Here is an 18,611-nt window from a genome sequence, read left to right on the forward strand (position 1 = left end):
GTTGTTTGCAATTCTGTTATAAAAGTATCGGGAGGCGGTTTTGGATTGATTAACCTGTATCATCCTGAAACATGATTCTGATCAGGTGTTACAATCGCAGGCGCGCGGCTAAATAATTGGTACTTCCAAAAGTGATGAGCAATATAGTAAAGGAACTACTCGGCATCAGTATTGCTGCAATCAGGGGCGACAGGTTTCCCTGTACAGCAAAGAAAAGTCCTGCTATATTATATGCAATCGATACCATAAAGCTGATACTGACGATCGTGCGGTTTGCTCTGCACATGCGAATAAATGTTGCGAGTTTTTGAAATGCTGATGCTTTGAGGATAGCATCACTCGCAGGAGTAAAGTAGCTGGTGCTTTCAGAAACCGCAATTCCGCAATCGCTTTGCATCAAAGCTCCTGCATCATTCAGGCCATCGCCGATCATCATAACGCGTGCGCCCTGCTTCTGAAGTCTTTCAGTATAATGAAGCTTGTCTGTGGGACGCTGGTTAAAATAGATGCTGGTTTCTTCTCCAAAAATTCTTTTTAATGCAGATTGTTCTGCATTATGATCTCCGGATACTATGGAAAGGCGGTATCTGGATTTAAGGTTTCTGATCAGCTTTCCCAGGTCTGCCCGGTATTGATTGGAGAAAACAAAGCGACCCTGCTGAATTCCATTGAGGCTGAAATAAACCGCCGTTTGATTTTCATTTTTATTTCCATTCCCGCACACAAAATATGCTGAACCAAGCAGTATCCGGCTGTTTCCAAATACAGCTTCAATGCCATGGCCTGCAGTTTCTTGGAAGAAAACCGGGGTGAGAATCGGGTGGGTTGTGTCTAAATAAGAAAACAAGGCTTTACTCAACGGGTGAACAGAATTGATGACTGCCGATCGAATCATTTGTATACTGAGATGAGAAGGTGCAATGCCTTCGTATGTAATCCCGGTCCCGCCCGTCGCTGTTAAAGTACCGGTCTTGTCAAAAACAATATGATCGATCGACGCGATATTTTCTATTGTTTGTGCATTACGCAGAAAAAATCCATTTCTTGAAAGTATCCGAAGGATATTTCCATTGGTGAAACTATTGGCCAGCAATAACGCACAGGGGCAGGCGATAATAAATATAGCAGTAACAGCAGGCCAGGTTTTTAACGGATCATTCAGCTGCCAGTAAATTGCGGTCGCAGCTGCAATTACAAATACCACCCATGTAAACCACTTGCTGATGCGATGTATAAAAGATCTTTTGATTTCAGATCCACCTTTGCCACTTTTGCTCCACAGCCCGGTCAGGTAACTTTGCGCAACTTCTTTCATGACCAGAATCTCCATTCTGCCACCGGTTTGCCGGCCCCCGGCATATACCAGTTCGCCAATATTTTTTGTCTGTGGAATGCTTTCCCCGGTAACAAAACTGTAATCAATCACCGCCGTACCACGGGTGAGTAATCCATCTACCGGAATCAATTCTTCATTATGTATAATGATCGTGTCTCCAACTTTTATGTCGGGCAAAGGCACTGCTAATTCCTCTTCCGGTTTTTCGTTTTCAGTTTCATTTTCCGTTTTCCTGTATTCCGTATTCTGTATTCCGTATTCTCCTTTTGCTTTTTTTACCGTTACAGCTATCGGAAAATACGATGTATAGTCTCTGTCAAAACTCAGCTGCCTGTAAGTTTTATCCTGAAGTATCCGGCCTGCGAGCATGAAAAAGACGATACCCGTCATCGAATCAAAATATCCGGCGCCAGCACCTGAAAAAAGCTCATAACTGCTGCGGATAAAAGTAATCAAAATCGCAAGCGCAATCGGCGTGTCAATATGCAGGTACCTATGCTTCAGACTTTTTATTGTTGATGCAAAAAAAGGTTGAGATGAATACAGCAATACAGGTAAAGCAAGTGCAAAATTCAACCAGCGGAATATGTTTTGAAGACCTTCTTCTCCTGCTTCAATTCCAAAATATTCAGGGAAGCTCATCAGCATGATATTTCCAAAGCAAAAACCGGCAACGCCCAGCTGGTAAATCAACTGGCGATTGACTGCCGGCTTTTTTTCGTTGAGGTCATTGAGACTGATATAAGGTTCGTACCCGATAGAGTTCAGCAGTTCTGCCATTTTACGTACGGTACCGGTCTCACTGTTGAATATAAGACTGACTTCTCTTCGTTCAAAATTCACGATACTGGAAATAACCGATGAATCGAGCCGGTATAATTTTTCCAGAAGATAAAGGCAGGAACTACAGTGGATCTGCGGAATATAAAAAGTTAAATGCGTATGGTTTTCATCCCTGAAACTGATCAATCCCGAACTGATTGCCTCGTTGTCAAGAAAGGCAAACTTATCTGATCTGAATTCATGTACCTGCGTTTGTCCGGGCCGGTTATTGAGCTCATAATAGTCACAGAGTTGATGGTCATTAAGAATTCGATATACCATTCTGCACCCCTCACAGCAAAATACATTTTCACCTGATTTTAAGCTTGTTCCACGGCATTTCCCGCCACAATGAAAACAATATTGTTGTTGTGCTTCCGCAGGTTTCCCCGCCAGTTTTTCTTGCATGGAGCTAAATTACCCGGCACCGGCCCGGGGTGGTATGACGAAGTTCATTTCAGCCGATGATAATGATCATCTTAAAGCGAGTTTGAAAATTGAACTTTTACAGCAAAAGAAAATTGGCGCAAATGATTTTCAGATCGGCAAATATAGAACTCGCACAACCTGTGTCGGATATTGTAGAAAGAGATTATCGTACAGCGGCTGTTTTCCGGAAATATGGCATTGAGTATTGTTGTGCCGGAAAGAAAAGCCTGGAAGCTGCCTGTTTTATTGCCGGCGTAAACATTGACCAGGTAAAAAATGAGCTTGACCTGGCAAGTCGTAAACACCCGGAACTGACCAACCTTCCATTTGAAACCTGGCATGTCGATTTTCTGACCGCGTACATCGTTAACGTTCATCATCATTTCATCCGGGAAGCATTACCCGAAGCTGTATCGGTGGTCGGACAATTTGCAGAACACCACGAAAAAAAATTTCCGCACATGCAGGAGGTTACACAGTTGTTGAAAAACCTTCACGAGGAAATCATTCCGAGGCTATCGTATGAGGAAGATGTGTTATTCCCCTACATGTGCCAGGTGGAACATGCATTCGAAAATAACGGGGATTATGGAAGACTGCTGGTTAAAACGCTTCGCAAGCCATTGGAACAAATGAGTCTGCAGCATCACCAGCTGATCAATGAAACGATCCTAAGATTACGTGAGCTGACAACGGATTATTTACCGGTAGCAGGAGCGTGCCTGAGCCACCGGCTTTCCATGCAACTTATAAATGCTATCGACAATGACCTTAGTCAGCATATATACCTGGAAAATGAAATTTTGATTCCAAGAGTACTCAGCAGAGAAAAATCTTTGCTGGGACATTGATAATACTTGAAAACCTGCGTAATGATAAAGAATCCGGATCCGCCAGATAAGTTGCCGCTGTACTGATTGCCGTGTTTTTAATCGGAATTATTGACGGGATAGCAAGATGGATATTATTGGTCATCGCAGCGATTCTTATATCCACAGTCCTGTTTGCATTATTGGGTTTGAATTCCCGAAAGAAAACTGTGCAAAACTCAAGGTCCAATCCGGCACTGAACTGATTATCATCATTACACTATTATTTATTCACCTATTTGCGGGAATGATTGGACAGTTATTTAATAATAGAAGACTTGTAAAAGTCGTGCATGAGCATTTAATATATCTGCTGCCCACTGCCTGCTGTCCAAAAAATCAGTCGGAAGCTACCCAAGGCTATAGTATATTTATCTGAAATATCAGACTGAAAGCATGGCGGATTTTTATGAGCAGGAACATCTGAATTCACTATTTGAGAATGCCACCGAAGGCATTATTCTCACAGACAGATCCGGGAAAATTGTTCTGGTGAATCCTTCAGCAGAACGGATGTTTGGCTACCAGGCCGATGAGATTACTGGTGAGCCTATAGAAATTCTTATACCCGATAAGACACGTACAAAACATCGGGAACTAAGAGAGGGGTTCTATATTCATCCATCCAACAGATCAATGGGGCATAACAGGGATCTTCATGGTCGTAAAAAAGATGGATCAAATATTCCGGTTGAGGTTAGTCTTAGTCATTATAAAAAAAATGACGAGATATTTGTTATCGCTTTCATTGTTGACATTACTGCCCGGAAAGAAATCGAAAACAGCATGCGTCGTCAGCAGGCTGAATTGGAGCGTGTGAGCCAGGAGATCAGGAAACTGAACGCGGAGCTGGAAAATAAAGTGGAAGAACGAACCATGATACTGCGGGAAGCTTTGCAGAAGCTGGAGCAATCGCAGGTGGAGTTGAATGAAGCCTTGCGAAAGGAAAAACAACTTAGTGAAATCAAGAGCCGTTTTGTTTCAATGGCTTCTCATGAGTTTCGTACTCCGCTGAGCGCGGTTTTATCTTCAGCAGCATTGTTGTCAAAATATACCGCGGAAGGGGATCAGGACAAAAGGAACAGGCATATCACTAAAATAAAAAATTCAGTACACCACCTGAATGATATACTCGAAGATTTTCTTTCACTGGGGAAACTGGATGAAGGAAAAGTCAGTTCGACTCTCACCCCTTTCAATCTGAAACAGTTGCTGGAAGAAGTGATGGAGGAAATGAAATTATTGCTGAAGCCCGGCCAGAAACTGGAACTTGAGTTCAACGCAGATGAAAATATTCTGAGTGATACCAAGCTATTGAAAAACATCATTATCAATTTGGTTACGAATGCCATAAAATTCTCCAATGAAGATGGGTTGATCAGGATTGGTTGTGAGAAAAAACCAGGTATAACAAAAATCAGTGTAGAAGACAATGGCATAGGCATAGGAGCCGAAGACCAGGAACATTTGTTTTCCAGTTTTTTCAGAGGAGCAAATGCATTGAATATACAGGGAACCGGCCTCGGTCTACATATTGTAAAAAGATATGCAGACCTGATTGGCGCGGATGTGGATTTGAAAAGCGAATTAAATAGAGGAACGACTGTAAGTCTTTTTATCCCTTCAAAATAAAACAGATGAAAACAATCCTGGTGATTGAAGACAATCAGGACATACGCGAAAATATTGCAGAGATCCTGGAACTCGGCGGTTATCGTGCACTGGTAGCCGAAAACGGGAAATTGGGTGTAGAAGTTGCACTGAAGGAAAACCCAGATCTGATCGTTTGTGACATCATGATGCCTGGACTGGATGGCTATGGTGTTCTTCATTTGCTTCGTAAAAATGAATCTACACAGTACACACCTTTTATTTTCCTTACAGCAAAAGTGGAACGTGGCGATTTCAGGAAAGGAATGGAGATGGGGGCTGACGACTATATCACCAAGCCATTCGAGGATATTGAATTGCTGAATGCGATAGAGATGCGTTTAAAAAAATCGGAAGTACTAAAAAGGCCATACAGTACTGATGCCGCTGGTTTCAACAGTTTCCTGAAGGATGCACAGGATAATGGGTTCATAAAAAATTTGTCAGAGCAATACAGTGCTGAAACATATTCGAAGAAGCAGCTGGTATATGCAGAAGGGAAACGACCAAGATATGTGTACCTGATCCTTCAGGGCAAATTGAAGATTTATAAAACGCATGAGGTGGGTAAGGAATATATCACTGAAATATTAGGTGCAGGTGAATTTGCCGGAATGAATGCAGTAATCTCAGAAACTCAATATGAAGAAAATGCGGCGGTGCTGGAAGAAGCTGAATTATTGCAGATCCCCGCGGATGACTTTCGCAAACTGGTGTACAGTGATATCCAGGTGGCAGGCCGGTTTATCCAGATCATCAGCGGAAGAATGAAAGAGAAGGAGGACAGACTTGTAAATCTTGCATATAGTTCACTTCGGAAAAGAGTTGCGCGTGCACTGGCTGATCTTCATCAGAAAAACCAATCCTCTGGAATTACACATACTGTAATTGATATTTCAAGGGAAGAGATTGCGCAATATGTCGGTACAGCAACTGAGTCGCTGATCAGAACGCTCAGTGATTTTCGTAACGAGAAACTGGTTGAAATTGTCGATGGAAAAATCAGGATCAATGACGTCGAAAAACTAAAAAAGCTGAGTTACTGATTTAATTTATCCGTTGGATTGCTGATAGTTTCTCATGGCTGATTCCTCCGGGGCGATGATGAGACGGTGAAAATCTTCAAGTACCGGCATTATATTTTTTCTTTCAACCTGATCATAGCCTTTCAACATCATCCGTTTTGTTTCTTTATTTGACGTTGCGCTGGCATTTAACCTGAGCAGAAATCTATCCCAGGCATTTACTCTCTCAAACCACATTCTTCCCGGTAGCACATGTACTGAACATTTCGGCATTAAGGCTTCAGGAACAGATTGACGGATATATTCCGACCATTTTTCCTTTTCTTCCACCGGAGTTCCGCAAACTAAAAAGAGGATGATGCGTTTATTTTTCAGCAGGTCGAGGTTTTTCTTTAGCCATTTCCTGATTCTCAACCGACCAATATATACGCTTGATCCGATAATGAATGTGTCGTTCTGGATTATTTCATGGGTGATGGCGTCTTCAGCATCGACAATCGGAATTTCAAGTGCTTTCCCGATCCAGTCGGCATACTGGCGTGTTGCGCCATACTTGCTGCTATAGATGAGTATGCTTTTCATTGCGCAATTGTTTCTGCAGAAGTACAATTGCTGTCGACGGATTGAAATGACCTCTATCAGCAATGGTCATGATTTTGATCTTAGGGTGACATTGATCGGAAGGTTCCTGATCCTTTTTCCGGTAGCATTGCAAGGTACGGGTTGCAATGGCAGCGGCAGATCCCTGGAGTCCGGTTTTACCTGTTTTCAAAGGGCACCGTTCAATTTATTTCTGCCAGCCCCTCATCATTCCCCGAGGCACGGCTTACGGTGCAGGAGTCGCTAACAGCAGGGTAACAGCAGCGGAGTTCTTTATTAAACCACGTATCGTTATACCTGCAGATGCAAACTTTTCTTTGCGTGAACTGAAAGGTGAAGCTGGATGGTTGTTCATCTGAATGATCTTTCCAGGTCGTTCAAAGACTATGGCGGTAGTGTATCAACATTAAATTCAGTTGCGTGATTGAAATACCCATCTTTGTAAAAATCTTTTTTATGGAAAGGAAAACTTTTCTTTCCTTAATCGGTTTGGGATTAGTATTTCATAAACCAGCCGAAGGATCGATGATGCCCGAAAAAATGTTTTTCAAGGATGATGGCCTGATCCCCAATAGCAGATACCCTTTGTTGCTGTATAGAAAAGCGTTTAAAGAAAGGGGCGATCAGGGTGCAGACTGGTTGCAGAAAAAGTTCGAGGAAAACAATTGGGGTAATTCATGGCGAAACGGCATTTTTGATTTTCATCATTACCATAGTATCAGTCACGAAGTACTGGGAATTTATTCAGGAGAAGCGATGGTGCACCTGGGCGGGGAAAAAGGGCAACGTGTAAATATTGCAGCAGGAGATATAATTGTCATTCCCGCCGGTGTGGGACATAAAAATCTTGGAAGTGTAGAGTTGGGCGTTGTAGGTGCTTATCCTGATGGACTCACCTGGGACATGAATTATGGTAAACCCGAAGAGCGACCGAGAGCCGACAACAATATCGCTGCTGTACCTGTGCCTTCACGTGATCCGCTGAATGGTAAGAACGGCGGACTTCTTGCAGCATGGGCCGATATTTGATTTTATTCTGCATTGCACAAATTATTTTCCCCATTGGTTTTGTTGGGTGATAAGTCTGTTTTGTGATTTTAAAACAAAAACAGATGTGTGACGTTCGCGTGCGATTTGCATCCTAAGAGAATTTCTATGTTTTGCAAGATGTTGAACGCAATATATACCAGGTAAAATCAGGAGTGTTGCATTAATATACTGAAATGAAAACAGCACCAATAGCTGGCTTTTTTTATTGATATTTATGGAATGGATGTCTCTTCTGAAATGCGTTGGTTTGCCACTTTTTGTGATTTGAAAATTGTTGACTGGTTTGCTATTCATGGATTTGACATTGATGCTGTAGAACCACGAACAGATTATTATCTTGTCACTAATCTTAAAGAAGATCTCGGCATTAAGTTACGTGAAGGAAATATTGAGTTAAAGCAGCGCAGGTCCAGGTCCGCTGCAGTCAATGTTACAGAAAATGTTGCTGGATATATTGAAGAATGGGAGAAGTGGAGTTTCAATATTGGTTCAACGGATACGGAGTCCAAAAGCATTCTTTATAATGATTCGCGACAGTGGGTTCCGCTCGGGAAAAAACGCATCCAGGTTAAAGCAGACGAAGATGGAAGGCTGACTCAAATTAAAAACGCCAATGATGTGCCGGAGTTTGGTTGCCTGATGGAATATACACGGCTGGATTTCCGCGGTAAAATATTTTACAGTTTTGCGGCTGAAGTGTTGGGAGAAGGGTCGCCGGGATTGCAGGATACCTTTATGGCCGGGATACTGAAAAAATTTTCCCTGTTGCAGGAGGACTCCTACGGATATCCTGCGTTCTTACTAAGGAATATCAACCAATAGTCTGGCAAAAAAAAGCTGCGGATCAATTTCCACTCGGATTATCTTCATAAAAATTTTCCCAATGAAAATCCGTCAAGGCTTGTTTATCCTGATTTTTTTTATTTCGTTAAATACAACTGCACAGCACCAGGAATATTTTCCGGATCCTGACCCTGCCATTCAGCAAAAACTGGAAGAATGGAAAGATCTGAAATTTGGTTTGCTGATGCATTGGGGGCCGTATAGTCAATGGGGTGTTGTGGAGAGTTGGAGTATCTGCCCTGAAGATGTTGGTTGGGCCGATGGCGCAAGGATGGAACAGAAAGCAACTGATTACGCATCCTATCTGAAAGCGTATGAAGCTTTGCCAACGACGTTTAATCCAACAAAATTCAGCCCTGAAAAATGGGCCGCTGCTGCAAAAAATGCGGGCATGAAATACATGGTGTTCACCACAAAACACCACGATGGATTTTGCATGTTTGAAACTGCTACAACGGATTATAAAATTACCAACAAGGAATTTCCCTATGCTTCACAACCCCGAAGCAATATAACCAATGAAGTGTTTTCTGTTTTCCGTCGGAATGGTTTCTGGATCGGTGCCTATTTTTCTAAACCGGATTGGAACACCGATTATTATTGGTGGAAACGCTTTCCACCGGCCGATCGCAATCCCAACTATTCGATTTCAAAACATCCGGAGCAATGGAAAAAGTTTGTTGAATTTACACATCAACAGATTGATGAGCTTACCACCAATTACGGCAAGCTCGACATTTTGTGGCTTGATGGTGGCTGGGTACGTCCGAAAACGGAAGAAGAAATAAAAGAGCAATTGCTGGAAGTATATGAAGGCGTCCGTTTTGCGAGAAACCCGGAGAGCCAGGATATCAATATGCCCTTGCTTGTGAAAAATGCACGTGCCAAACAGCCTGGTCTTATTGTCGTGGACAGGGCAGTACCTGGTGTGCATCAGAATTATCTTACACCTGAACAACATATACCAGAAGAAGGGTTGCCTTATCCCTGGGAAACGTGTATGACTATGGCCACCAGCTGGAGTTATAAACCGAATGATAATTATAAGTCATCCAATGAACTTATAGAGAAGCTGGTTGATATCGTAAGTAAAGGCGGAAATTTTTTGCTGAATGTAGGCCCTGCACCAGATGGCACCTGGGATGATACGGCTTATGCGCGTCTCAATGACATTGGTAAATGGATGCAGGTGAACAGCTCCGCGATTTATGGTACACGAATGTATTCTGTATTCGGAGAAGGTAAAGACATCCGTTTCACCCAATCGAAAGATGGCAAAAACAAATACATTTATTTTTTCGGGTATCCCACATCAAAAGTTAGGGTTACGAAAATGAATTTGCCCGATAATGCAAAAATGCAGCTACTTGGATCAAATGCAAAACTAAAGTGGAAATCACTTGCAGAAGGCTTCGAAATTGAATTTCCAGCAGCAGGAAAGAAAGCAACCAATTATGTTTGGGTAGTAAAAGTTACGGAGTAACGTTAAACGTTAAACGTTAAACGTAAAACGTAGAACGTAAATAGTCACAATATTCAAGTTCAAATTCAGAAGATGAGAAACAGTCTGTTGGCTTTGCTATTCGGCGTATGCTTTTTGTCCTCATGGTCTTACGTTCAACGTTCAACGTTTTACGTTCAACCAACCCCGAATATCATCATCATCAATATGGACGATATGGGTTATGGGGATCCCGTCTGTTACGGGGGTGGGCCCTATAAAACCCCGAATATCGATGCACTTGCGGCAAGGGGTAAGCGCTTTACAAACTTCTATGCAGCACAGGCCGTTTGTACAGCCTCGCGTTCTGCTTTGATGACTGGTTGTTACCCGACAAGACTCGGAATTTCCGGGGCATGGGATCATATGTCGAAGTATGCATTGAATCCTGATGAGGAAACGATTGCAGAGTTACTTCAGAAAAAAGGTTATGCAACAGGAATGGTAGGCAAATGGCATCTGGGCCACAAAGAGCCCTATCTGCCATTGCAGAATGGTTTTCAGGAATTCTTCGGATTACCTTACTCGAATGATATGTGGCCTGTTGATTATGATGGAACTGATGTAACCGGAACCAGTAACCGAAAAGCATATTATCCACCATTACCGTTGATCTCAGGCAATAAAACCATCGGGATAGTTCGTACACTCGATGATCAGGGACATTTGACAAAAAGATATACAGAGAAAGCTGTCGATTTTATTGGTAGAAAAAAATCAGGGCCATTTTTTCTTTATTTCGCACACTCGATGGTTCATGTACCTATTGCCGCTTCGGAAAAATTCCGCGGCAAAAGTGGCGCAGGACTTTTTGGCGATGTTATGGAAGAAGTCGATTGGTCGGTAGGCGAAATAATGAAGACACTTGAAAAATACAAACTGACAGAAAACACCCTTGTCATTTTTACCAGTGATAATGGGCCCTGGTTGATTTATGGAAATCATGCAGGCAATTCAGGCGGGTTGCGTGAAGGCAAAGGGACCGCATGGGATGGGGGGCTGAAAGTTCCATTCATTATATCCTGGCCCGGGAAGATAAAATCGAATACCGTCGAGAGCAGCCTGATGACAAATATGGATATCCTTCCGACAATTGCGGATATCTGTGAAGCGGGACTACCTTCGCAAAAAATCGACGGATTAAGTTTCCGCGGTCTGATGGAAGGCAAACCAGGCAAAGGTCCACGAAGTGAGTTTGTTTATTATTATGAGAGAAACAATCTTAAGGCTATCCGTAAAGATGGCTGGAAGTTGAATTTTCCCTGTCGTTCTCAGACATACGGACCGCCTGCGACGATCGGTAAAGACGGTTATCCAGGTCAATACGGTTCTGATACAGTCTACCTTGCTCTTTATAATTTATACACTGATCCCGGCGAAGACCGCGACCTGAAAGCGCATTTCCCCGATGTAGTCCGCCAACTGGACAGTATTGCGCAAAAGTATCGCGTAGCTCTAGGTGATGGATTAACCGGACAGAGCGGTTCCGAAGTTCGAGAGGCTGCCAAGATAAAGTGAACCTGGGAGGTCTAAGACCTCCCAGGTTTATAAGACCTGCCAGGTTTAACACCTCGCAGGTCTTACACCTGCGAGGTGTTCAGCTACGTCCCGCGGCTTCGCTGCGCTTTGAATATCTATTTGACCGCCAAAGCATCAAACAGATAAATATAATTGTCTATTATACTCTGAACTATCGTAAAATTGTAGTTTCGAACGATTGCACGTCATGTACAACAGCACAGAATCGTCTCATTTAATCACGCGCATTGCTTTGCACAACGACCAACAGGCTTACCGGGAGTTGTACGAACATTATTTTTCCTCACTCTACCATTTCGCGCTTACATATTTAAAGTCGGGACCTCAGTCCGAAGAGGCTGTGTCTGACGTCTTTATAAAAATCTGGAAAAAAAGAGCTGCACTGCTGCGAATTAAAAATCTTCGACTCTATTTGTTCGTCAGTACAAAAAATACAGCGCTAAACTATCTGCGGCAGACCCAAAAACCCGAGTTCCAGGCTGATTTCTACCGTGTTCAGTTGCAGAGCGTCTATTTCGATCCTGAACAATTGCTGATCACGGAAGAGATGCTGAAACGCATTCAACTTGCTATTAAACAACTGCCTCCAAGGTGTCAGCTGATTTTTAAACTGGTTAAAGAAGATGGACTTCGATATAAAGAAGTTGCTGAACTGCTCCAGATCTCCATCAAAACGGTTGAAAATCAAATGTCAACAGCACTCGCACGGATCGGTGAAGCCATCCGTTTCGATATTCATTCCACCATTTCCTCCGCACGTTGAATTTTTTTTTGAGATTTTATAGGGGTAAAGTGAGATTCCTGTGTCCATGATACGGTAATTGCTTGTACTTATGAGTGAAAACAGGATCTGGCAACTTGCGTCGAAAAAACTGGCCGGAGAAGCAAGCCCCGCAGAAATAAAGGAGCTTGAATCATTGCTTCGTCAGAACCCTGACCTGCATTATGCATTGCAGAACCTAAACGATCTCTGGCATCTCCCTGCAAAAAAGACTGGTCTTGAAGCCGAAGCATTTGCAAGGCATCTTGAACGAATGGAAAAAGCCGGCATCTCCTTCAGCAATACTGAAGATGTAGGTGACGGATTTGAATATAGACGCCCGGTTTCGAAAAGTAACCGGGTGTTCTGGATAAGTTTTGCCCTAGCATTTGTTTTGATTGTGTCAACTGTAATCTTTCTTCAGTTTAACCAAAAAGAAGCACCAGCAGGAACTCCTTTAACATCAAATCCGCTGGCTGAGAAAAATGAAGTCAGTACAAAAAATGGTTCACGTTCGATAGTGACTCTTCCGGATGGTACACATGTTACTCTCAACTCGGGAAGTACACTTGGTTACAGCAAGGACTTTGGCAACAGCAATCGTGATGTAGAACTTATCGGTGAGGGTTTTTTTGATGTCGTACACAATGAAAATCTTCCATTTATCATTCATACCAAACAGGTAGAGATCCGGGTACTCGGTACCATGTTCAATGTGAAATCATACCCGGAAGAAAGAGAAACAGAGACAAGTCTTGTACGCGGTAAAGTAGAGGTACGCCCGAATAACGAGCCTGAGAAAAAATACTTCCTTCTTCCCAATGAAAAGATCACTGTGCGTGAAAATAAGGAAACTGCCGACACCTTTCAATGGAAGGGGAATGCGACGAATTCAATACAAGCGGATCTGCCGATGATCGCTTTCGATCACCTGAAATCAAGCAGCAGGGACAGCAGCGTAAAAATGGAAACTGCCTGGGTCGATAATAAACTGGCATTCGAGAATGAAAGCTTTGAAATGCTCACACAGAGAATGGAAAGATGGTACGGTGTGAATATCGAGTTCAAAGAAAGAGAGCTGGGACATATCCGCATCCGTGGCATTTTTGAAACGGAAACTCTTGAACAGGCGCTGGAAGCATTGAGTGTAATGGCTGGTGGATTTCGCTATTCAATAAAAAACAATACCGTAAAGATTACTAAATAGACCCAATAACCTAAAACGACTAGATATGAATATGACAGACAGCAGCTAGAAAGATATTAAACGAAGGCGGAGAATGCGGCAACATCCCCCGCCGGGTCAAACAGGCATGTACAAACCCGCATCGGAATGCGGGTATACCTTATTTATAACCTCTAACAGACAAAGTATGAAAAAAAGACGAAATCTGCTTGTCATACAAAGACCCCCTCATTTATTTCAATTCTTCCTGGTTATGAAACTAACAATCGCCCTATTATTGTTCAGCTGTCTGCATGTTTCGGCTGAAGTTTTGGGGCAAAACAGAATCAGTATCAAACTGGAATCTGTTACATTGAAAAAGGCTTTGAGCAGTATTGAAAAGAAAAGCAACTTCCGGTTTTTGTATAATGAACAGTTGGTAAGCGAAGCACCACGGATTTCTTTGGAAGCCAATGAGGAAGAAGTGCTTTCCATCATCCGTCGTATGCTTACCAATACAGGCCTTTCCTATCAATTGATGGCAAACAATCTGGTTGTTCTTAAAACTGACGGGAATGAACTTGCAGATATTGAAGTAACCGGGAAAGTGACCAATCCCAACGGTGAACCTGTTGCAGGTGCGACAGTTACGATCAAAGGAACTGCAACAGCAACACAAACCAATGCAACCGGCGATTTCAGAATAACTGCTCCTGAAAATGCAACCCTGGTTATCTCCAATGTAGGTTTTGAAACGCAGGAAATACCTGTTAATAACAGAACTACGATTAATGTTGGTCTTCGCACCGCTGCAGGTGAACTGCAACAGGTAGTTGTTGTTGGTTATGGTACTCAACGCAAAATTGATGTTACCGGCTCCGTTGCGCAGGTGAAGGGAGATGAAATTGCAAAGCAACCGGCACCAAACCCAATCAGTTCCCTGCAGGGTAAAGTTGCTGGTGTCCAGATCACCAACTCCGGTGCTCCTGGTGCATCTCCGGATATACGTATCCGTGGTGTAGGTACGCTTTACGGTTCGCAAACACCTTTGTACGTGGTTGATGGAGTTTGGTATGATGATATCAGCTTCCTGAACCCCGGCGACATTGAGAACATCAACATTCTGAAGGATGCATCAAGTGAATCAATTTATGGTGTGCGTGCTGCCAATGGTGTTGTGTTGATTACCACAAAAAAAGGGCGTCGCGGAAAAGCAACTGTGAGCTATAATGGAATGGTGGGATACCAGCATCCTACCAACCAGGTTAAAATGTCTAATGGCGCAGAATATGCAACATTGATCAATGAACTTCGCGGAAATACTGCACTCAATCCTTCTCAGTTTGGTACAGGTACTGACTGGTACGGCCAGATCCTTCGCGATGCATTGATCACCAACCACCAGGTATCTGTCAGTGGTGGTTCAGAACGTTCAACCTACAATCTCTCTCTCGGATATTTTTACCAGGATGGTATTGTAAAAGAAAATAACTATGATCGTTTCACTGCCCGCCTGCAGAATGATTTTCAGATTTTCAATCCATTGAAAATCGGTTATACCATTACGGGAGTAGCGAGCAAATCAAAAGATATCCCTGGCAGTATCTTCCGCGAACTGTACACAGCTGCACCGATTGTTCCTGTATATTATGAAGATGGAAGCTATGGTGACCCTTCAGACTTCGACCTGGGTGATGGTGCCAACTACAATCCACAGGCCACGATGGATTTCTACAATAAGAGATCCAAAAACTATCGCATCACCGGTAGCTTGTTTGCAGAAGTGAATTTTGCAAAACACTTTGTATTTAAGTCAAGCGTGGGTGGTGATTTCGGACAGGCTGAGTATCGTGACTATACACCTGAATACGTTGCTACTTTGAAGCAACGCAATACTATCAGTTCTCTTACTTTGGGTCGTACAGAAACACGCAACTGGATTCTGGAAAATACTTTGACCTACAAGAATACATTTGGTGATCATAATATAACTGCTTTAGTCGGTCAGAGTGCACAGCAGGTGAAGTTCTACAGGTTCACCGGAAGTGCTAAAGGCGTTCCTTATGATACTGAAGCCGATTTATTCCTGCGACTCGGTAATTCCGGTACCAGCGTTGCTACTGATGAAGGTGACCTTGAACATTTTGCTTCTTATTTCGCAAGGGTGAATTATGCATACAAAGGAAAATATCTTTTGAATGCATCTATCCGCGCTGATGGTGCGAGCAAATTCTCGTCAGACAAACTCTGGGGTTATTTCCCATCAGTAGGTGTGGGCTGGATCATATCTGATGAAGACTTCATGCGTAACCAGGATTTCTTCAATACCTTGAAGTTGCGCGCCAGCTGGGGTATTGTAGGTAATGCAAAAGTGCCTTCCAACCTTGCTATTCAGACGGTAAACAATAGTCCTAACTACGCTGTTCAGTTCGGACCAACCATTCAGACTGGTGCTAACATCACGACGCTGGTTCCACCGGTTACCAACTGGGAAAAAGCAGAAGGTATTGATATTGGTATCGAAGGTGCTATACTGAACAGGCGATTGAATTTCGAATTCGATTATTATAATCGTAAAACGATCGACGCGATTTTCGCTATCCCTATTCTCGGTTCTGTCGGAACAACAGGAGCAGGAATTGTGGGTAACCAGGCAACCATACAGAACAGTGGTTTCGAAATGGTATTAAGCTGGAGAGATAAAGTGAATGAAAAATTCTCATACACGATCAGTGGTAACCTTGGGATCAACAACAACAAAGTAACCAAAACCCTTACAGGAGAAAATCCCGTATATGGTGGTGGTGGTGCAGCCACCGGCGGTCAGCTGGCTACAAGAACAATCGTTGGACAGCCTATCGGTCAGTTCTATGGACTCCAGGTGGCAAGTGTGTTCCAGGATGCAGCTGAAGTTTCAGCCTCTGCACAGCCAAATGCTAAACCTGGTGACTTCAGATTTGTTGATCAGAACAAGGATAATATTATTGATGCCAAAGACCGCATCATCCTCGGTAACCCGAATGCTAAATACAGCTATGGTATCAATACCTTCTGGCAATATGGAAACTTCGACCTGGCTGTCGATTTCCAGGGTGTTGCTGGTGTTGATCTTTATAACGCTTTACTCGGTATTCGTTATGGTACAGAAAACTTTTCAAAAGATTTCTACGATAACCGCTGGCATGGAGCCGGTACTTCCAACACCTATCCTTCAGCAAATATCGGTGGTGGTGATAACTACAAACCGAGTTCATTCTATGTTGAAGATGGAAGCTATTTCCGCATCCGTAATATTCAATTGGGATACACTTTTGGTGGTTTGCAGAAAGCTGGTATAACGCAATTGCGTGTGTATGTTAATGCGCAGAACGCTGTCACTTTCTTCAAATACCGTGGCTTCTCTCCGGAGATCGGCGGTGGAGCACTTGACCGGGGAATCGATACAAACGTATACCCGCTGTATGCAACTTATAATTTTGGTGTAAACCTCACATTCTAAAACAGTAAACATTATCAGATATGAAAACTGATCAGTTTATTAAGATAAAAACAGTTACTGCCGCTGCTGCATTGATCATGTTTGTTGCAGCTGGTTGCTCAAAAAGTTTTCTCGAAGTTCCGCCGCAGGGCCAGGAGAAAGGTGAACAGTTCTGGCAGAATGAAGAAGATGCAACAAAAGCGGTTGTATCCATGTATGGATATCTTCGCGCATGGCAGCAGGTAGCATTTGCTCCGATTGCTGTCGAAAGTCTCGGTAGTGATGAAACAGAAAAAGGAAGTAGTCCCGGTGACGCAAGCTTCCTGAATAATTTCGACAATTTCACAGCTTCTTCTACTGAGGGGCAGATCCAGGATTTCTGGAACGGACAGTATGCGCTCATCAATCTTGCTAACCAGGTGCTGGATAATGTTCCTGCGATCGATATGAATTCAACTTTGAAAGATCGCTACCTGGCAGAAGCTAAATTCATCCGTGCCTATGGATACTTCCGCCTTGTACGCGCGTTTGGTGATGTGCCCCTTCGTTTGCATGTGCCAAAAGATGCAACGGAGTTTAACCTGCCACGTACACCTGAAGCTGAAGTGTGGGCAGCAATTGAGCAGGATCTGACGGATGCTGCAGCCGTGTTGCCAACAACCTATGGTGCATCAGAAGTTGGTCATGCTACAAAAGGTGCGGCGCTTGCGCTGCATGCTAAGGTTTCAATGTATCTCAAAAAATGGGACCAGGTACTTTCATTGACGAACCAGGTAATAGGTTTGGGATATGACCTGTTTCCGAACTACTACACACAGTTCCGCATCGCCAACGAAAACAATATCGAATCTGTTTTCGAAATACAGGCTGCATACAAACCTGGTGATTGTGATTTCTCCAATTCACAATATTCACAGGTACAGGGCGTACGCGCTTCTGTTGGTGGTGGCTGGGGGTTCAATGTTCCTACGCAGACATTAGTTGATGCATATGAAGCCGGTGACCCGCGTATGAACGCTACTATTATTTTCCGCGGAGAAACCACGCCTGATGGTGATGTGATTCCTGCAACTGGTGATAACCCCATGTATAACCAGAAGTCATATGTACCATTCTCGCAGTATCCAGGCGAATGTTCAGAAGGTGCTGCACAGAATATACGTGTAATTCGTTTTGCTGAAGTGTTGCTGATGAATGCTGAAGCAGCAAATGAACTCGGTCAGACTCAGCAGGCGCTTACTTCATTAAATAAAGTTCGCTCTCGTGCACGTGGTGGAAACGCAGGAGTTCTTCCTGATGTTACAACCACCGACCAGGCTCAATTGCGTACTGCGATCTGGCACGAAAGACAAGTGGAACTGGCAATGGAATTTGATCGTTTCTTCGATGTGATCCGCCAGGGACGTGGTCTAGCCATCTTTGGTCCTAAAGGTTTCAAAGAGGGTAAAAATGAACATTGGCCAATCCCGCAGAATGAAATTGATCTGAGTGCCGGTACACTTACGCAAAACCCAGGTTACTAATCAAAATAAACGAATCAGCTC

General features: G+C 43.3%; 14 protein-coding genes. 11 read left to right on the forward strand and 3 right to left on the reverse strand.

Going from position 1 to position 18,611, the window contains the following annotated elements; genetic code table 11:
- Nucleotides 1–88 precede the first annotated feature (88 nt).
- Complete coding sequence (locus tag P2W82_RS14585; RefSeq protein WP_336516637.1) at nt 89–2,566, reverse strand: heavy metal translocating P-type ATPase; 2,478 nt, start codon at nt 2,564–2,566, stop codon at nt 89–91.
- Between the two features lie 122 nt (nt 2,567–2,688).
- On the opposite strand from P2W82_RS14585, the gene P2W82_RS14590 reads away from it, so the two are divergent.
- From P2W82_RS14590 to P2W82_RS14600, 3 genes are all read left to right on the forward strand, one after another.
- Nucleotides 2,689–3,438 (forward strand): DUF542 domain-containing protein, encoded by a 750-nt coding sequence (locus P2W82_RS14590; protein ID WP_336516638.1) that lies wholly within the window; start codon nt 2,689–2,691, stop codon nt 3,436–3,438.
- A 414-nt stretch (nt 3,439–3,852) separates the two neighbouring features.
- A complete protein-coding gene (locus P2W82_RS14595; RefSeq protein WP_336516639.1) occupies nt 3,853–5,088 on the forward strand; it encodes a PAS domain-containing sensor histidine kinase in 1,236 nt (411 codons plus the stop codon).
- A gap of 5 nt (nt 5,089–5,093) precedes the next feature.
- Nucleotides 5,094–6,152: a response regulator gene (locus P2W82_RS14600; RefSeq protein ID WP_336516640.1), complete on the forward strand. Its 1,059-nt coding sequence runs from the start codon at nt 5,094–5,096 to the stop codon at nt 6,150–6,152.
- Nucleotides 6,153–6,158: 6 nt separating this feature from the next.
- On the opposite strand, the gene P2W82_RS14605 is transcribed toward P2W82_RS14600, so the two are convergent.
- Nucleotides 6,159–6,713 carry a flavodoxin domain-containing protein gene (locus P2W82_RS14605; RefSeq protein WP_336516641.1) on the reverse strand — a complete coding sequence of 185 codons (555 nt, stop codon included), beginning with the start codon at nt 6,711–6,713 and terminating at the stop codon, nt 6,159–6,161.
- Between the two features lie 244 nt (nt 6,714–6,957).
- Complete coding sequence (locus P2W82_RS14610; protein ID WP_336516642.1) at nt 6,958–7,086, reverse strand: hypothetical protein; 129 nt, start codon at nt 7,084–7,086, stop codon at nt 6,958–6,960.
- 101 nt (nt 7,087–7,187) lie between these two features.
- On the opposite strand from P2W82_RS14610, the gene P2W82_RS14615 reads away from it, so the two are divergent.
- The 8 genes from P2W82_RS14615 to P2W82_RS14650 all read left to right on the forward strand — a co-directional run bounded on the left by P2W82_RS14615 (nt 7,188) and on the right by P2W82_RS14650 (nt 18,590).
- Entirely contained in the window at nt 7,188–7,760 is a 573-nt protein-coding gene (locus P2W82_RS14615) for a cupin (RefSeq protein ID WP_336516643.1), read from the forward strand.
- A 240-nt stretch (nt 7,761–8,000) separates the two neighbouring features.
- Nucleotides 8,001–8,603, forward strand: coding sequence for a hypothetical protein (locus P2W82_RS14620; protein WP_336516644.1), 603 nt, complete (start codon nt 8,001–8,003; stop codon nt 8,601–8,603).
- Nucleotides 8,604–8,664: 61 nt separating this feature from the next.
- Nucleotides 8,665–10,107, forward strand: coding sequence for an alpha-L-fucosidase (locus P2W82_RS14625; RefSeq protein WP_336516645.1), 1,443 nt, complete (start codon nt 8,665–8,667; stop codon nt 10,105–10,107).
- Between the two features lie 72 nt (nt 10,108–10,179).
- On the forward strand, nt 10,180–11,643 hold the full coding sequence (locus tag P2W82_RS14630) for a sulfatase family protein (protein WP_336516646.1): 1,464 nt from the start codon (nt 10,180–10,182) through the stop codon (nt 11,641–11,643).
- A gap of 208 nt (nt 11,644–11,851) precedes the next feature.
- Nucleotides 11,852–12,427, forward strand: a complete 576-nt coding sequence (locus tag P2W82_RS14635) for an RNA polymerase sigma factor (RefSeq protein WP_336516647.1) — start codon at nt 11,852–11,854, stop codon at nt 12,425–12,427.
- A 70-nt stretch (nt 12,428–12,497) separates the two neighbouring features.
- A complete protein-coding gene (locus tag P2W82_RS14640) occupies nt 12,498–13,631 on the forward strand; it encodes a FecR family protein (RefSeq protein WP_336516648.1) in 1,134 nt (377 codons plus the stop codon).
- A 232-nt stretch (nt 13,632–13,863) separates the two neighbouring features.
- Entirely contained in the window at nt 13,864–17,088 is a 3,225-nt protein-coding gene (locus P2W82_RS14645) for a TonB-dependent receptor (protein WP_336516649.1), read from the forward strand.
- 20 nt (nt 17,089–17,108) lie between these two features.
- On the forward strand, nt 17,109–18,590 hold the full coding sequence (locus tag P2W82_RS14650; RefSeq protein WP_336516650.1) for a RagB/SusD family nutrient uptake outer membrane protein: 1,482 nt from the start codon (nt 17,109–17,111) through the stop codon (nt 18,588–18,590).
- Nucleotides 18,591–18,611 lie beyond the last annotated feature (21 nt).

This window comes from Pollutibacter soli (assembly GCA_029269725.1).
GTDB lineage: Bacteria > Bacteroidota > Bacteroidia > Chitinophagales > Chitinophagaceae > Pollutibacter > Pollutibacter soli.

Bases quoted from the DNA above. Each gene is read 5' to 3' on its own strand.
- P2W82_RS14615 (WP_336516643.1), top strand. From the start codon at position 7,188: ATGGAAAGGAAAACTTTTCTTTCCTTAATCGGTTTGGGATTAGTATTT.
- P2W82_RS14645 (WP_336516649.1), top strand. From the start codon at position 13,864: ATGAAACTAACAATCGCCCTATTATTGTTCAGCTGTCTGCATGTTTCG.
- P2W82_RS14625 (WP_336516645.1), top strand. From the start codon at position 8,665: ATGAAAATCCGTCAAGGCTTGTTTATCCTGATTTTTTTTATTTCGTTA.
- P2W82_RS14590 (WP_336516638.1), top strand. From the start codon at position 2,689: ATGATTTTCAGATCGGCAAATATAGAACTCGCACAACCTGTGTCGGAT.
- P2W82_RS14610 (WP_336516642.1), bottom strand. From the start codon at position 7,086: ATGAACAACCATCCAGCTTCACCTTTCAGTTCACGCAAAGAAAAGTTT.
- P2W82_RS14605 (WP_336516641.1), bottom strand. From the start codon at position 6,713: ATGAAAAGCATACTCATCTATAGCAGCAAGTATGGCGCAACACGCCAG.
- P2W82_RS14620 (WP_336516644.1), top strand. From the start codon at position 8,001: ATGGATGTCTCTTCTGAAATGCGTTGGTTTGCCACTTTTTGTGATTTG.
- P2W82_RS14585 (WP_336516637.1), bottom strand. From the start codon at position 2,566: ATGCAAGAAAAACTGGCGGGGAAACCTGCGGAAGCACAACAACAATAT.
- P2W82_RS14635 (WP_336516647.1), top strand. From the start codon at position 11,852: ATGTACAACAGCACAGAATCGTCTCATTTAATCACGCGCATTGCTTTG.
- P2W82_RS14630 (WP_336516646.1), top strand. From the start codon at position 10,180: ATGAGAAACAGTCTGTTGGCTTTGCTATTCGGCGTATGCTTTTTGTCC.
- P2W82_RS14600 (WP_336516640.1), top strand. From the start codon at position 5,094: ATGAAAACAATCCTGGTGATTGAAGACAATCAGGACATACGCGAAAAT.
- P2W82_RS14640 (WP_336516648.1), top strand. From the start codon at position 12,498: ATGAGTGAAAACAGGATCTGGCAACTTGCGTCGAAAAAACTGGCCGGA.
- P2W82_RS14595 (WP_336516639.1), top strand. From the start codon at position 3,853: ATGGCGGATTTTTATGAGCAGGAACATCTGAATTCACTATTTGAGAAT.
- P2W82_RS14650 (WP_336516650.1), top strand. From the start codon at position 17,109: ATGAAAACTGATCAGTTTATTAAGATAAAAACAGTTACTGCCGCTGCT.